We start from the raw sequence: 17145 nt of genomic DNA on the forward strand, positions 1-17145 counted from the left end.
GAAGGTTTTTATTAGTCTGGTGATTAGTATATAAGTTCATATTTCGATATTAACATGAAAAATATAAGATGCAATAACTGAAAACACTGCATATAGATAATGATATAGATTGAATTTAAGACAAAATAAAAGCCCTTTCTTCTCCAAAGGGCTTTAAATTAAAAGTTGGGGACTTTTTGATTTGTAATCTTGCATATCTATAGATTAGGCTATTTGTAATTAAAAAGTGTGAGCTAGGTCACAAAAATGAAATTTATAAATAAATAATTGTTTAAGTCAAGATATTAGCAAAATGGTGTTTGCCATACCATAATTGAAAAATGTAAGTTTAATATTGGTAATAACTTGGCATTAAACCCATTTTCAGTATCTGACAAACAAATTGATGACTTTTTAGTTTTTTGTCACCGTAAAAAGTATCCTGCGAAATCATCAATTGTAACAACGGGTGAAAAAAGTCAGTCTTTATTCTATCTTATTGAAGGTGCTGCCAGTGTTATTGCACAAGATGAAGGTGGTCATGAAATTATTGTTGCTTACCTGAATATTGGACAATTTTTTGGAGAAATGGGCCTATTTAACCAAGAAAAAACCCGTACAGCATGTGTTAGAGCAAAATCTCACTGTATTGTTGCTGAGATTTCTTACCATCAATTTAAGACAGTGATAAACCGCTTTCCCGATTTAATGTTTTTAATCACTTCTCAAATAGCGCAAAGACTCTGTAATACCACAGCAAAAGTAAAAGAGTTAGCTTTTATGGATGTATCTGGCCGAATTACAAATACTTTACTGCTACTTTGCAAAGAACCAGACGCATTGACTCACCCTGAAGGTATGCAGATAAAAATAACAAGACAAGAAATAGCACATTTAGTTGGATGCACTCGTGAAGTTGCTGGTAGAGTTCTAAAAAATTTAGAGAAACAAGGGTTAATTGAAGCCAAAGGTAAGACTATTGTCGTTCGTAATAGCCGATATTAATTAAGCAAAAAGGTCTTAAACTAAGTGGTTAAACTGCCAAGCATTTTTTTCTGTAAGTGCTTTAGCGCTTTCTTTGGGTAAAAGCTGCTAGTAGCGTACAGTTTTAACACCAGTAGAGTCTTATTAGATTAAATTTAGGCATTAAAAAAGTCACTTATGTGACCTTTTTATTAGATTAAACTAATTGGGTAGACTACCAACCAGTTTTTTCTGTAAGTGCTTTAGCGCTTTCTTTGGGTAAGAGCTGCTAGTATCTGTACGTTTTAACACCAGAAAAGTCTTATTAGTTAAAATTTAGGCATTAAAAAAGGCCACTTAAGTGACCTTTTTATTAGATTAAACTAAGTAGGTAGACTACCAACCAGTTTTTTCTGTAAGTGCTTTACCGATCTCAGCAAGTGAGCGTACAGTTTTAACACCAGCAGCTTCTAGCGCAGCAAATTTCTCATCTGCAGTACCTTTACCGCCTGCGATGATAGCACCAGCGTGACCCATGCGCTTACCTTCTGGAGCAGTAACACCAGCAATGTAAGATACAACAGGTTTAGTCACGTTAGCTTTAATGTACTCAGCAGCTTCTTCTTCTGCTGTTCCACCGATTTCACCAATCATTACGATTGCTTCAGTTTGTGGATCTTTTTCGAACATTTCTAAAACGTCGATAAAGTTAGTACCTGGAATTGGATCACCACCAATACCAACACACGTAGACTGACCAAAACCAGCATCAGTAGTTTGCTTAACTGCTTCATAAGTTAAAGTACCAGAACGTGATACAATACCTACTTTACCAGGCTTATGGATATGACCAGGCATGATACCGATCTTAGTCTCGCCAGGAGTGATAACACCTGGACAGTTAGGACCGATCATACGAACACCAGAAGTATCAAGCTTAACTTTTACGTCAACCATATCTAGTGTAGGGATACCTTCAGTGATACAAACAATTAGTTCGATGCCAGCATCGATAGCTTCTAAGATTGCATCTTTACAGAAAGGAGCTGGAACATAGATTACAGATGCAGTTGCACCTGTCGTTTCTACAGCATCACGAACTGTATTGAATACTGGAAGACCAAGGTGAGTTTGACCACCTTTACCAGGAGAAACACCACCAACCATTTGTGTACCGTACTCAAGCGCTTGCTCTGAGTGGAAAGTACCTTGGCCGCCAGTGAAACCTTGACAGATTACTTTTGTATCTTTATTAATTAATACAGACATTATTTGCCCTCCGCAGCAGCAACAACTTTTTCAGCAGCATCAGTTAAAGATGCAGCAGCAATGATGTCAACATCAGAGTTTGCTAATACTTCACGACCAGCTTCAGCGTTAGTACCTTCTAAACGTACAACTACAGGTACATTTACACCAACTTCTTTAACTGCGCCAATGATACCTTCAGCGATCATGTCACAACGAACGATACCACCAAAGATGTTTACAAGAACAGCTTTAACGTTTTCGTCAGAAAGAATGATTTTAAATGCTTCAGCAACACGTTCTTTAGTTGCGCCGCCACCAACATCTAGGAAGTTAGCTGGTTTGCCGCCGTGTAGATTTACGATGTCCATAGTACCCATCGCTAGGCCTGCACCGTTAACCATACAACCAACATTACCATCTAGAGCAACGTAGTTTAGTTCCCACTGTGCTGCTTGTGCTTCACGCTCATCTTCTTGAGACGGATCGTGGAACGCACGGATTTTAGGTTGACGGTATAAAGCGTTACCATCGATACCAATTTTACCGTCTAAACAGTGAAGGTTACCTTCGTCAGTAATAACTAACGGGTTGATTTCTAATAATGCGAAATCGAAATCTTCAAACATTTTAGCAAGACCCATAAAGATCTTAACAAATTGCTTCATTTGAGTTGGGTTTAAATCTAATTTAAAACCTAATTCACGTGCTTGGTAAGGTTGAGCGCCAACAAGTGGATCAATCTCAGCTTGGTGAATTAACTCTGGAGTCTCTTCAGCAATCTTCTCAATGTCAACACCGCCTTCGGTAGATGCCATGAAAACGATTTTTTGTGAAGCACGGTCAACAACAGCGCCAAGATATAACTCGTTAGCGATGTCCGTACAGCTTTCAACTAAAATTTTAGCTACTGGCTGACCATTTTCATCAGTTTGGTAAGTTACTAAGTTCTTACCTAACCAATGTTGTGCGAAATCTTTAATTTCTTCTTTAGTTTTAACTAGCTTAACACCGCCAGCTTTACCACGGCCACCCGCGTGTACCTGAGTTTTAACAACCCACATATCACCGCCGATTTTATCAGCCGCTTCAGCAGCTTCTTGAGGAGTATCACAAGCGAAACCCTCAGATACTGGTAAACCATATTCGGCAAAAAGTTGTTTTGCCTGGTACTCATGCAAATTCATGATGCTTTATCCAATTTTTTAGTGCTAATCAAGCTGAATTTTTATTCAGCTTCCCAAATTGCGCGGATAGTATAGATCCCCGCACGATACAAAGAAATACCCTGTATCAAGAATTGCCAATAAAATTACAATAGAATTGATATTTATTCGCAGTTGCTAATTTTTAATCTAAATATAAGTTAAAAATTAACCAAAAAAAAGCTGCGACCTAAGTTGCAGCTTAAATATTAATCTAGTTTATTAAACATCTAGTAAAAGACGAGTTGGATCTTCTAGTAATTCTTTAATCGCTACTAAGAAACCAACAGACTCTTTACCATCTATTAATCTATGATCGTAAGATAACGCTAAGTACATCATAGGTAAGATTTCAACTTTACCGTTCACTGCCATAGGACGGTCTTGGATTTTATGCATTCCAAGGATCGCAGCTTGTGGTAAGTTTAAGATAGGCGTTGAAAGTAATGAACCAAATACACCGCCATTCGTAATAGTAAAGTTACCACCAGTCATATCATCGATAGTTAATTTACCATCACGACCTTTAAGTGCTAATTCACGAATATTCTTTTCAATTTCTGCACAAGACATTTTATCACAATCACGTAATACAGGTGTAACTAGCCCGCGAGGTGTAGATACAGCTATGCTCATATCAAAGAAGTTATGGTATACGATATCATCGCCATCAATTGATGCATTTACTGCAGGGAAACGCTTAAGCGCTTCAGTAACAGCTTTAACATAAAAAGACATGAAACCTAAACGGATATCATGACGCTTTTCGAATGCATCTTTATACTGCTTACGAAGGTCCATGATAGGCTTCATATTAACTTCATTAAATGTTGTTAACATTGCAGTTGAGTTTTTAGCTTCAAGTAAACGTGTCGCGATTGTTTTACGTAAACGTGTCATAGGAACACGTTTTTGCGTACGCTCGCCAACTGGTGCTGGTGCGGCAGCTACTGGTGCTGATTTTGCAGCTGGAGCTGGTGCTTTTAAGAAGTTATCAACGTCTTCTTTAGTTACACGGCCATTTTTACCAGTACCATTAATTTTTGAAGCATCAAGGCCTTTTTCAGCGATTAAACGACGTACCGACGGTGTTAATACATCAGAACTTTCGTCTGAAGCAGCTGCGCTAGCAGGTGCTGCTGATGCTGCAGCAGGCGCTGCACCAGCAATGATTTTACCGATTAACTGTTCGCCAAGAACGGTATCGCCTTCAGCGTGAATGTGCTCGCCCATTACACCATCTTCAGGTGCTACAACTTCAAGAACAACTTTATCAGTTTCAATATCAACTAGATTTTGATCACGTGATACAGCTTCACCTGGCTGAACATGCCAAGTAGCGATTGTTGCATCTGCAACTGATTCTGGAAGTACTGGAACGTTAATATCCACTGGGTTACCTTCTGATGCTGGCGCTGCAGTAGCAGGCGCTTGAGTATTTGCTGGAGTTGCTACAGCGCCTGCTGCACCAACTAATGCGATAAGTTGCTCACCTAATACGGTAGCACCTTCTTCTTGGCTAATTTCAGTTATAACGCCATCTTCTGGTGAAACAACTTCAAGCACAACTTTATCTGTTTCGATATCTACTAAGTTCTGATCGCGGCTAACAGTATCACCAACTTTTACATGCCAAGTCGCGATTGTTGCATCTGCTACAGATTCAGGAAGAACTGGAACCTTAATTTCGGTTGTCATCTCTTGTCCTTTATTTATTAATTGTTAGAGCGTCAGCAACTAAAGTTGCTTGTTCAATGTCATGTAAAGATTTAGAACCACATGCCGGTGCTGCAGAAGCTGGACGACCGGCATATTCTAAATACGTATTTGCTGGAATTGCTTGTCTGAAATGATGTTGTGAACAATACCAAGCACCTTGGTTTTGCGGTTCTTCTTGACACCAAACAAAGTCTTTAACATGACTATAACGCTGTACGATTGCTTCCATTTCCGCATGAGGGAATGGGTATAGCTGCTCCATACGAACAATTGCAATATTGTTTAGCTCTTTTGCACGACGTTCTTGTAATAATTCGTAGTAAACTTTACCACTACAAAATATAACACGTTCAATATTTTCAGGCTTAATATCATCAATTTCATCAATTACGTTATGGAATACACCTTCAGACAATTCTTCTAAAGAAGAAACAGCAAGAGGGTGACGTAAAAGTGATTTAGGTGTCATAACGATAAGAGGACGACGAAGCGGTCTTACAGTCTGACGACGTAGCATTGCATAAACTTGCGCAGGTGTTGATGGTACAACCACTTGCATATTATGATCAGCACATAACTGTAAAAAACGTTCAAGACGCGCAGATGAATGCTCTGGACCTTGACCTTCATAACCATGTGGAAGCATACAAGTTAAGCCACATAAACGGCCCCACTTTTGCTCACCTGAGCTTAAGAATTGATCAAAAACAACTTGTGCACCATTTGCAAAGTCACCAAACTGCGCTTCCCACATAACTAATGTCGTAGGCTCAGCAGTAGCATAACCGTATTCAAAAGCTAGAACCGCAACTTCAGATAAAACTGAATCATATACTTCGAATTTACCTTGTCCTTCACGAACATTTTCAAGTGGTAAATACGTTGATGCATCAGCTTGGTTATGAACAACAGCATGACGGTGGAAGAATGTACCACGACCAGAATCTTGCCCTGTCATACGAATGTCAGTGCCTTCATCGACAATTGACGCGTATGCTAAGTTTTCTGCCATGCCCCAATCTAATAGTTTTTCACCAGTAGCCATCAATTTACGGTCACCGTAAATTTTAGCGACGCGTGATTGTGCTTTATGCCCTTCAGGGTATGTAGCAAGACTTGAAGCAAGTTCTTTTAGTTTATCAACTGGTAAACTTGCATCATATTCAACATCCCAATCATGGCCAACAAAACTACTCCAATCTGATGAATGTGATGTTTCAGGAAGTTTTTCTTCAACAACACATTTTCCCGCATCTAAACTATTGCGGTAATCATTGGCAATTTTCTTTGATTCTTCAAGAGAAATAACATTTTCAGCATTAAGTTGTTCTGCATAAATTTGACGCGGAACAGGATGTTTTTTAATTTTTTGATACATAATAGGCTGAGTTGCATTTGGCTCATCAGCTTCATTATGGCCATGACGACGGTAACACACTAAATCGATTACAATGTCACGTTTAAATTTATTTCTGTAATCTAAAGCGATTTGCGTTACTAAAGTAACAGCTTCTGGATCATCAGAATTAACATGGAAGATTGGTGCTTGTACCATTTTAGCAATATCTGTACAGTATTCTGTAGAACGTACATCTTCTTGCTTAGAAGTAGTGAAACCTACTTGGTTATTTACCACGATACGAATTGTACCACCTACGCTAAATGCGCGAGTCTGAGATAAATTGAAAGTTTCTTGTACAACACCTTGACCTGCGATTGCAGAATCACCATGTAACGTAATTGGTAATGCTTTAGAGCCATCTTTACAACCTAAACGGTCAAGACGAGCACGAACAGAACCCATTACTACAGGATTTACAATTTCTAAGTGAGATGGGTTAAATGATAACGCCATATGTACGTTGCCACCTTTGGTAGCAAAATCACATGAGTAACCCATATGGTATTTAACGTCACCAGAACCTGAATTTACTTGTGCTTTACCGGCAAATTCATCAAATAAATCTGATGGATTTTTACCTAATACGTTAAGAAGTACGTTAAGTCGACCACGGTGAGCCATACCTATAACAACTTCTTTTTGCCCGCTTTCGCCAGCACGGTGAACAAGTTCTTTTAACATTGGAACTAACGAATCACCACCTTCAAGTGAGAAACGTTTAGCACCTGGGAACTTCGCACCTAAATATTTTTCAAGACCATCAGCTGCAGTTAATCCTTGAAGGATACGTAGCTTATTTTCTTTAGTGAAGTTGGGTGTAGACTGGACCGACTCAAAACGCTGTTGTAACCAACGCTTTTCTTCTGTCGAAGTGATATGCATGTATTCAACACCAATAGAACCACAATAAGTAGTTTTTAGTGCTTTATATAGCTCACCTAAAGGCATGGTTTCTTTGCCGATGGCAAAAGAACCTACATTAAATTCGCGGTCAAGGTCTGATTCTGATAGGTCGTGATGTGAAAGTTCTAACTCACGAATTTTATCTCGTTTCCACAGGTTTAGTGGATCAAGATTGGCACTTTGATGGCCTCTGAATCGGAATGCATTAATCAGTTGAAGTACTTTAACTTGCTTCGCATCACCTGCTCCACCTGTCGCAACAACAACTTCTTTATGCTTGTTTTTTGCAAGCGTTTCAAATTGTGTTCTGATATCTGAGTGTTTAGTCTCAACATCAACACCATCTACTTTTGGTAAATGGTCGAACACTTCACGCCATTCATTTGGCACCGAAGTCGCATCATCTAAATACGCTTCATATAAGTCTTCTACATAAGCAACGTTGCCGCCATTCATGTGAGACGAATCTAACCATGCCTTCATTACACCTTCGTGCATTTATAAGCCCTTTTCTTCTAGCGCAGAAATAGTTAAACACAAAGATAGCCATAATATTGAAATATGGCTATCTAAATATTGTTAAATCTGGTTACTTAGATAGAACGGTTAAGTAACATAGATTTGATATTACCAATAGCCTTTGTTGGATTAAGGCCTTTTGGACATACACTGACACAGTTCATGATCCCGTGACAACGGAAAACACTAAATGCATCATCAAGATCTGAAAGACGTTCTTCAGTTGCTGTATCGCGAGAATCAACAAGGAAACGATACGCATGAAGAAGACCAGCAGGTCCGATAAATTTGTCTGGATTCCACCAAAATGATGGACAAGACGTCGAACAACATGCACATAAGATACATTCGTACAAACCATCTAGCTTGTCACGTTCTTCGATACTTTGAAGATGTTCACGAGCAGGAGGATTTGTATCATTGTTGATCAAATAAGGTTTTACTTTTTCGTACTGAGTATAGAATTGCGTCATATCAATTACTAAGTCACGTACTACAGGTAAACCTGGTAGTGGGCGGATCACAATCGCTTTATTGCCTCTTTTTAGAGTAGATAAAGGTGTGATACATGCCAAACCATTTTTACCATTCATGTTTAGACCATCAGAACCACATACACCTTCACGACATGAACGTCTAAAAGATAAAGTTGGATCTTGTTCTTTTAACTGGATTAATGCGTCCAGTACCATGATATCGCTACCCTCTTCAAGTTCAAGAGTGTATTCCTGCATACGTGGTGCCGTATCTACATCAGGATTATAACGATAGATCGAAAATGCTAATTTCATCGAACTGCTCCTAGTAAGTACGTGCTTTAGGTGGGAAAGCTTCGCGATGCACTGGTGCCATGTTTACATCACGTTTAGTCATTTCTTCAGTAGAAGGTGTATAGATAGAATGGCATAACCAGTTCTTATCATCACGTTCAGTGAAATCTTGACGCGCATGTGCACCACGAGATTCAGTACGGAAATTAGCTGCTTTAGCTGAACAGAAAGCAGTTTCCATTAAGTTATCTAATTCTAGACACTCAATACGCTGTGTATTAAATTCTGTTGATTTATCATCAAGACGTGCGTGTTGTAAACGCTCACGAATTTCAGTTAACTCTTTCATACCTTGCGCCATAGCATCACCTTCACGGAATACCGAGAAGTTTAATTGCATACATTGCTGTAGGTCTTTTTTGATTTGTACTGGATCTTCGCCTTGACCAGACTTAGAAGTTTCCCAACGGTTAAAGCGTGCTAGTGCAGCTTCAACGTCAGAATCTGAATGTGCAGAAGATTGCGTATCATTTAGGTATTCACCTAAGAAGTTACCTGCAGCACGACCAAATACAACTAAATCTAATAATGAGTTACCACCTAAGCGGTTTGCGCCGTGTACAGATACACATGCAATTTCACCTACAGCAAATAAACCATCAACGATTGTTTCGTTGCCGTTATGATCAATTGATAAAGCTTGACCATTCACGTTACAAGGTACACCACCCATTTGGTAATGACATGTAGGAATTACTGGAATTGGTTCTTTAACTGGATCAACGTGAGCGAATGTACGAGATAAATCACATACACCTGGTAAACGTTTTTCTAGTGTTTCTTGACCTAAGTGGTCAAGTTTAAGTTTGATATGTGGACCCCAAGGACCATCACAACCACGACCTTCACGGATCTCAGTCATCATTGAACGTGCAACAACATCACGACCAGCAAGATCTTTCGCGTTTGGCGCATAACGTTCCATGAAGCGTTCGCCATCTTTATTTAAAAGATAACCACCTTCTCCACGACAACCTTCTGTAACAAGTACACCTGCACCGGCTATACCAGTTGGGTGGAACTGCCACATTTCCATATCTTGCATTTGAATGCCAGCACGAAGTGACATACCAACACCATCACCGGTATTGATGTGAGCATTAGTCGTAGAAGCAAAAATACGACCCGCACCACCTGTAGCAAGCACAGTCGCACGAGATTTGAAAAATACAACTTCGCCAGATTCAATATCAATCGCAGTACAACCTACAACAGCACCCTCTTGATTTTTAACTAAATCAAGTGCATACCATTCAGAGAATACGTTTGTTTTATTTTTAACATTTTGCTGGTATAAACAATGAAGTAAAGCATGACCTGTACGGTCAGCTGCAGCTGCAGTACGTGCAGCTTGTTCGCCACCAAAATTTCTTGATTGGCCACCGAATGGACGTTGATAGATAGTACCATTTTCAAAACGAGAAAAAGGTAGACCCATCTTATCTAATTCGATAATTGCTTCTGGACCAGTTTTACACATGTATTCGATAGCGTCTTGGTCACCGATGAAATCAGAACCTTTCACTGTATCGTACATGTGCTGTTCCCAATGATCTTCATGGCTGTTACCTAAAGCAACCGTGATACCACCTTGAGCAGAAACTGTATGAGAACGTGTAGGGAAAACTTTAGAAATTAATGCACACGTTTTACCTGATTCTGTGATTGCAAGCGCTGCGCGCATACCCGCACCACCAGCACCAATTACAACCGAGTCAAATTCACGAACAGAATATTTCACTTACACACCCCACAATACAAATAAACCAACTGCAACATACACAAATGACATCATGTTTAAGATAAAGCCTAATACTGAACGTAATTTTGTACATTTAACGTAATCAGTAAGTACTTGCCATAAACCAATTTGTGTATGGATCATCATGCTAACTAACGCAGCAAGTGTAAAAACTTTAACTGCTAAGTTTGAAAATAATCCCTGCCAAGCCTCAAAAGTGACTTGTGGAGTTGTTAAGAAATAACCAATAATGAATAACGAATAAGCCGTTAATATTAATGCCGTTGCACGTAAAGATACAAAATCTTGTACGCCATTACGTTTTAGAGATGCTTGATTTACAACCATATCCATACCCCTGCCATTACTGCTGCTACAGCCCACAAAACAAGTGAGATTGTTGCGCTGCTGTTGCCTGATTCAAGTTCTTCCCAGTACCCCATATCCATAATGATATGACGGATACCACCAATGATGTGATATGCCAACACTGTGACAGTACCCCACGCAATGAATTTGGCAACGAACCCACTAAATAGGCTCTTGACGAATTCAAAACCTTCTGGTGATGAAAGAGACTCTGACCAAGCCCAAATTACAAATGTTAAAGCAAAAAACAATGCAACACCGGTGATACGGTGTAAGATTGACGCTTTAGCAGTTGCTGGCATAGAAATAGTCGATAGATCGAGATTTACAGGTCTTTGCTTTTTCACAGTTACTTGCCCATCTGGCCCATTTAGGACCCAACTATTGTTTTTATACACCCATCTAATTTTATTTGATTTAATAAATTTAAATGGAACTATCAAAATAAACAAACCTATTATGGTGACGAGCCAAAATAGGTACTACACGTTTACTTCAGACGCAGTAGGTTTAATGCATTTGAATAAACCTCGCATAGTATATATTCCCCCTGAAGATTTTACAATTTTTGTTTAATTAGAATGCCTTGCAAATTAGCCTTTAGTATACTATTTAATCTTTTCAGAATAGATATCATACTTTTTTGCATTAATTTTCATTAATATTGACTTTTATCCCCATTTATACGTTAAAATGGAGCTAATTTGCTTAACAATAGACTTAAAATCATAACAATTGATTTGTTATAACAGGAGATGATTTAGATGGCAGACAAAAAAGCAGTACTTCATATCGATGGCCAAGAACCAATTGATTTACCAATTTATTCAGGCACAGCTGGTCAAGATGTAATCGACGTACGCTCATTAGGTGCTCACAACCATTTCACATATGACCCAGGCTTCATGTCTACAGGTTCTTGTGAATCAGCTATCACTTTCATCGACGGCGCTAAAGGTGTGCTATTACACCGTGGTTACCCAATTGATCAACTTGCTGAACAATCAAACTACCTAGAACTTTGTTACTTGCTTTTAGAAGGCGAGTTACCAAGCAAAGAGCAGATGGATAGCTTTGAAAACGAAATCACAACAAATACAATGATGCACGAAAAAATCGGTGCATTTTTCCAAGGCTTCCGCGTAGATGCTCACCCAATGGCAATGCTATGTGGTGTCGTTGGTGCTTTATCTTCATTCTATCACGATGATTTAGACATTACTGATCCAGAGCAACGTAAACGTAGTGCTGTAAAATTAGTTGCTAAATTACCAACTATTTCAGCGATGGCATACAAGTACACAATTGGCCAACCATTTGTTTACCCTAAAAACGACCTAAGCTACGCAGAAAACTTCTTACATATGATGTTCTCTGTACCTGCTGAAGAATACAAAGTTAGCCCAGTTCTTGCAAAAGCAATGGACCGTATCTTTATGCTTCATGCTGATCACGAACAAAATGCATCAACTTCTACAGTACGTATCGCTGGTTCTTCTGGTGCTAACCCGTATGCATGTATTGCTGCTGGTGTTGCTTCACTTTGGGGTCCAGCTCATGGTGGTGCAAATGAAGCATGTTTAACTATGCTTGAAGAAATCGGTACAGCTGATCGCATCGAAGAATATGTTGCTAAAGCGAAAGATAAAAATGACCCGTTCCGTCTAATGGGCTTTGGTCATCGTGTTTACAAAAACTTCGATCCTCGTGCAACAGTAATGCGTCAAACGTGTCATGAAGTTTTAAAAGAGCTAAATATCCAAGATCCATTACTAGAAGTAGCGATGGGCCTAGAGAAAATTGCTTTAGAAGACCCTTACTTCATTGAAAAGAAACTTTACCCTAACGTAGATTTCTACTCAGGTATCATCTTAAAAGCAATCGGTATCCCAACAAGCATGTTCACTGTTATCTTTGCGATGGCACGTACTGTTGGTTGGATTTCACATTGGGATGAGATGTTATCTCAACCAGGTCAAAAAATTGGTCGTCCACGTCAAATGTATACTGGTTATACTAAACGTGACTACGCTGATACTGATAAAAGATAATTATTAGTTTAAATTATTAAGGTACATCCCAGATGTACCTTAATTTATTGTTCCGCTCAAAACCAGTAATGCTCCTCGCTTTTTTTTTACAAATCCTTTAAAATACCGCCCTCCTTTTGCGGTTTGATTTTATAAAATGTTTGATATTGATAATATAAGAAATGATTTTCCTATCTTAAAACAAATAGTTAATGAAAAACCTCTTATATATTTTGATTCTGGTGCAACCAGTCAAAAACCCCAAGTAGTTATAGATTCTCTTAAACATTTTTATACTAATTCTAATTCTAATGTGCATAGAGGCATTCACACCTTAGGCGATCGTGCGACAATAGCCTATGAAAATTCACGTAATAAGCTAGCCAATTTTATTAATGCACAAGCTAAAGAGATTGTATGGACTAAAGGCGCAACAGAGTCTCTAAATTTATTAGCTCATGGTTTATCAAACATCTTAAAACCAGGTGATGTTATCTTGATCAGTGCTTTAGAGCATCATGCTAATATTGTTCCCTGGCAACAATTATGTGCCAATACAGGCGCTATTTTAAAGGTTATTCCTCTTGATGAGTCATCTCAAGCTATAGAGCTAAACACAGCTCAGCAACTTATTGACCTTCATAAACCAAAAATATTGAGCATTTCTCATGCTTCAAATGCGCTAGGTAATATTCAACCTATTACAGATATAATTAAGTATTCTAAAAAATATAAAACAGTGACGGTTATTGATGGTGCGCAAGCTTTTATGCATCTCAGGCCAGATATGATAACACTCGACTGTGACTTTTATGTTTTTTCAGCCCATAAAGCCCTTGGACCGACAGGTTTAGGTGGTTTATATGGTAAATATGAACAGCTAAACGCGTTACCCGTGTATCAAACTGGCGGAGAAATGATTAAATCTGTCAGTTTTGAAGAAACAGTTTTTGCTCAAGCTCCAGGAAAATTTGAAGCAGGAACACCAAATATTTCAGGTGTTATTGCATTTGGTTGTGCCATAGATTATATGAACAAAATAGATTTTTCTGAACAAAAAGCATACGAAAATGAGCTTTTCGTATATTTACAGCAACAACTTGAAAATATTTCAGGTATAGAGTTATATGGTGATCTAGTACAAAATATCGGCACAATTAGTTTTAATTACAAAAAAGAGCACCCATTTGACATTGCAACTTTGTTAGATCAATACGGTATTGCAGTTAGAGTTGGTAGTCATTGCACACAACCTTTAATGAAGAGCTTAAATATAGATGGCACAGTGCGTATTAGTCTCGCTTTTTACAATACGAAAAACGAAATCCAACAATTTATAACTCATCTAAAACAATGTCTTTCTTTATTAGATTAACAGGCCTCCAAGAAAATGAATGAATCCTATATACAGTTTAAAAACAAAATAATACAAGCAGGTTCTTGGCAAGAAAAATACCGTGAAATAATGCTACTAGGTAAAAAATCACCTGCATTACCATCAGAACTAAAAGTAGACAGTGCATTAGTTAATGGCTGTGAGAGTAATGTCTGGCTATATATGGATTTTAATAACGAAGAAAACAAATTATTAATTATCGCAGACTCTGATACTAGAATTGTAAAAGGGCTTGTTAGCATTATTTTATATTTATATTCAGATTTAACGCCCATTGAAATTATATCAATTGATGCAAATAAAGAGTTCGAGGACATGTCTCTTTTAAAACATTTAAGCCCTTCGAGAGGCAATGGTATTAAAGCCATTTTAAATGCGATTCAAAGCCAAGCTCGCTTAATGAGTAAATAAAATCATTTATACATAATTTGAAACAGTTTTACCCAAATCTGAATGTACAAATCAGTTACAATTGTAAAATATGTTTCAATTATGTAGTTTATAAAACCTCATGAATTTAAAAGTCCCATTTAAACTAAAAACAAGTTTAATTAGTCTCTTAATGTTACCTTCTTTGCATTCCGTTGCGAATGAATCAAATGTATTAGTTAATTCATCTTCTTATCCTTCTTCATTTTTTATGCAATATCACCCCCAAAATGCCTACGATATGATAGATAGGTTACCTGGGTTTTCGTTCGACGGAGGCTCAAATGACCGTGGTTTTGGTGGTAACGCAGGCAATGTTTTAATTGACGGGTCACGACCTACATCTAAATCTGGTGGCCTAAGAGGTGCTCTGATCCGTATTCCCGTAGATCAAGTAGAAAAAATCGAAATAATCCGTGGCGGTAAAGGCTCCAGTGAAGTAGCAGGCCAATCGATCATAGCCAATATAATAAGAAAAAAAGATATTACTTCAGGGACTTGGGCTTTAAAAGCCAGAAGAGCACCTGATGGAGACTTAAGACCTAATATAGAAGCCGCTATTACAACACAAATAGGCCAATGGGATACCGCATTCGATACCGATATCGGAGGCTGGGTGGGTTATAGAGATGCAGTCATTGAAGATAAAGGTCATGATGACCACCTCAATAAAACTGCAGATGAAATTTTAGATGAAAAAAACAATTGGGTTTATATAAATGGTCAAGGTGCTAAAGAATACATCACAGGTAAACTCACATTAAATGGACGTATTGGTGGTGAAAAGTGGCAAGGTGATATTACAAGAAATATCATTCACAGCGATTCATTAACACATGAACCCGATGAATTTTGGCTTTTAAACGAAAATAATACAAATAAAGAATTTGAACTGGGTATAGATTGGTTAGGTAATGATGATGATTGGAAATGGCATATTTTAGGATTAGCTGTAGTAAAAGATCAAAATTATGAGAATGCTTTTAACCAAGAATACTTTGCTCAAAATGAAAACTACAATAGTCAATTTAAACAACACAGAATAAAAACTGAATATATTTTTAGAAATACATATGGAAAAATAGGAACTGATAGATTTAAACCTGAGTATGGTTTTGAAATTGCCAATAACAAACTAGATACCGAACTTGAATATTCTGAAAATAATCAGCCGAAAAATCTCGAGTCAGCAAACGTTGTTGTTGAAGAGTTTAGAGGCGAAGCATTTGTTACTTTTGTATATTCAGCAACAGAAAATTTATCAATCGAGGGAGGCTTAACGGGTGAAATTTCACAAATTGAAGTATCCGGAGATGCAACCAATGATCAAACTTTTAAATTTTTAAAACCAAGACTTGCTGCTAACTACAGCTTTAATGATGACTTACAACTCAATATACAAGCTGAACACAATGTAGGTCAGCTTAATTTTAATGATTTTGCCGCAAGCACTGATACAACTGATGATAGAAATACAGCCGGAAATCCAAATCTAGCACCAAACCAATATACCAAATTAAGTACAAAACTTGATTGGGGCTTCAGTGAGAAAGGCAGTTTATCCGTAAACCTATTTTATGAATGGCATACAGATATATTAGAATACATTATTTTACCCTCAGATAACGGTAATATAAGCCATGGTTTAGGAAATGCAGGTGATGCCACTTTTTGGGGTTTTGAAACAGATCTTAATTTACCTTTAGATAGTTTCATCCCTAACGGTTTACTTGAAATTTCATATGAGTATAACCGTTCTGAATACTTTGATTCTATTATCAATCAAGATCGTATTATTAATGATTATACTCCTGAGCAGTTTAATATAGAGTTCAGACAAGATTTAACTGAGCATAAAATTGCTTGGGGTGTCGAATTAATCAGTCACTTTACCGATACCTACTATCTTGTTGATGAAATTCATACTTTTGAAGGTAATAACCGTATTGAGGCATTTATTGAAACAACCTATTTTGATGGGCTTAAAGTTCAATTACTTGTTGAACATCTCAATACTGGAGAATATACACGCTCAAGGTTCATGTATGAAGATGATCGTTCAGGTAACTTTGAAGGTAGTCAAATTGCTAAAAGAAAGAGAGAGCCTGAAATAAAGCTCTCTGTATGGGGCACTTTTTAAAACCGTATTAAATAAAAAAGCTTATTGAAATCAATAAGCTTTTTTATTTTAGGCTCTTAATTTGTTAAGCCTAGCAATTTCACACATAGCGTCATCTGTTTCACTTTGTGCTTTATCAAACATATTTTTGAACAGTTTATCATATTGTTCAAAGTGTTCAGCAGCCGATTTATTATCAATAAGTTCTTTTGTAATACTGTTTATATCTTTGAATTCCAGTTCTGTCATCTTAATATCCTTATAAATAAATGAATATTAAATATGGCTCAAAA

The 17145-nt window shown here is 37.6% G+C and carries 14 protein-coding genes; 5 read left to right on the forward strand and 9 right to left on the reverse strand.

Annotated features, from left to right (window positions below):
* The first annotated feature begins 345 nt into the window (after window positions 1–345).
* Complete coding sequence (crp, locus tag KO527_RS03905; protein ID WP_216039068.1) at window positions 346–984, forward strand: cAMP-activated global transcriptional regulator CRP; 639 nt, start codon at window positions 346–348, stop codon at window positions 982–984.
* Window positions 985–1338: 354 nt separating this feature from the next.
* Here the strand turns inward: crp and sucD are convergent, their stop codons facing one another.
* From sucD to sdhC, 8 genes are all read right to left on the reverse strand, one after another.
* A complete protein-coding gene (gene sucD, locus KO527_RS03910; protein ID WP_095367394.1) occupies window positions 1339–2211 on the reverse strand; it encodes a succinate--CoA ligase subunit alpha in 873 nt (290 codons plus the stop codon).
* Entirely contained in the window at window positions 2211–3377 is a 1167-nt protein-coding gene (gene sucC, locus KO527_RS03915) for an ADP-forming succinate--CoA ligase subunit beta (protein ID WP_042144224.1), read from the reverse strand. The genes sucD and sucC overlap by 1 nt, the downstream gene beginning before the upstream one ends.
* Window positions 3378–3617: 240 nt before the next feature.
* Entirely contained in the window at window positions 3618–5093 is a 1476-nt protein-coding gene (gene odhB / locus KO527_RS03920; protein WP_216039069.1) for a 2-oxoglutarate dehydrogenase complex dihydrolipoyllysine-residue succinyltransferase, read from the reverse strand.
* Window positions 5094–5103: 10 nt separating this feature from the next.
* Window positions 5104–7917: a 2-oxoglutarate dehydrogenase E1 component gene (locus tag KO527_RS03925; protein ID WP_216039070.1), complete on the reverse strand. Its 2814-nt coding sequence runs from the start codon at window positions 7915–7917 to the stop codon at window positions 5104–5106.
* 95 nt (window positions 7918–8012) lie between these two features.
* The gene (locus KO527_RS03930) at window positions 8013–8729 is read right to left on the reverse strand and encodes a succinate dehydrogenase iron-sulfur subunit (protein WP_216039071.1); all 717 of its coding nucleotides are present in this window, start codon (window positions 8727–8729) and stop codon (window positions 8013–8015) included.
* 10 nt (window positions 8730–8739) lie between these two features.
* Window positions 8740–10509 carry a succinate dehydrogenase flavoprotein subunit gene (gene sdhA, locus KO527_RS03935; RefSeq protein WP_216039072.1) on the reverse strand — a complete coding sequence of 590 codons (1770 nt, stop codon included), beginning with the start codon at window positions 10507–10509 and terminating at the stop codon, window positions 8740–8742.
* On the reverse strand, window positions 10510–10857 hold the full coding sequence (sdhD, locus tag KO527_RS03940; RefSeq protein ID WP_216039191.1) for a succinate dehydrogenase, hydrophobic membrane anchor protein: 348 nt from the start codon (window positions 10855–10857) through the stop codon (window positions 10510–10512).
* Complete coding sequence (gene sdhC / locus KO527_RS03945; RefSeq protein WP_216039190.1) at window positions 10848–11225, reverse strand: succinate dehydrogenase, cytochrome b556 subunit; 378 nt, start codon at window positions 11223–11225, stop codon at window positions 10848–10850. The genes sdhD and sdhC overlap by 10 nt, the downstream gene beginning before the upstream one ends.
* Window positions 11226–11642: 417 nt before the next feature.
* Between sdhC and KO527_RS03950 the strand changes: the two genes are divergently transcribed.
* From KO527_RS03950 to KO527_RS03965, 4 genes are all read left to right on the forward strand, one after another.
* Window positions 11643–12929, forward strand: a complete 1287-nt coding sequence (locus tag KO527_RS03950; RefSeq protein WP_216039073.1) for a citrate synthase — start codon at window positions 11643–11645, stop codon at window positions 12927–12929.
* A 136-nt stretch (window positions 12930–13065) separates the two neighbouring features.
* Window positions 13066–14283 carry a SufS family cysteine desulfurase gene (locus KO527_RS03955; protein ID WP_216039074.1) on the forward strand — a complete coding sequence of 406 codons (1218 nt, stop codon included), beginning with the start codon at window positions 13066–13068 and terminating at the stop codon, window positions 14281–14283.
* 15 nt (window positions 14284–14298) lie between these two features.
* Complete coding sequence (locus tag KO527_RS03960) at window positions 14299–14715, forward strand: SufE family protein (RefSeq protein ID WP_216039075.1); 417 nt, start codon at window positions 14299–14301, stop codon at window positions 14713–14715.
* 100 nt (window positions 14716–14815) lie between these two features.
* Window positions 14816–16873, forward strand: a complete 2058-nt coding sequence (locus KO527_RS03965) for a TonB-dependent receptor (RefSeq protein WP_216039076.1) — start codon at window positions 14816–14818, stop codon at window positions 16871–16873.
* 48 nt (window positions 16874–16921) lie between these two features.
* Here the strand turns inward: KO527_RS03965 and KO527_RS03970 are convergent, their stop codons facing one another.
* Window positions 16922–17101 (reverse strand): hypothetical protein, encoded by a 180-nt coding sequence (locus KO527_RS03970; protein ID WP_216039077.1) that lies wholly within the window; start codon window positions 17099–17101, stop codon window positions 16922–16924.
* Between the last annotated feature and the right edge of the window lie 44 nt (window positions 17102–17145).

This window comes from Pseudoalteromonas sp. C2R02 (genome assembly GCF_018860845.1).
Taxonomy (GTDB): Bacteria; Pseudomonadota; Gammaproteobacteria; order Enterobacterales; family Alteromonadaceae; genus Pseudoalteromonas.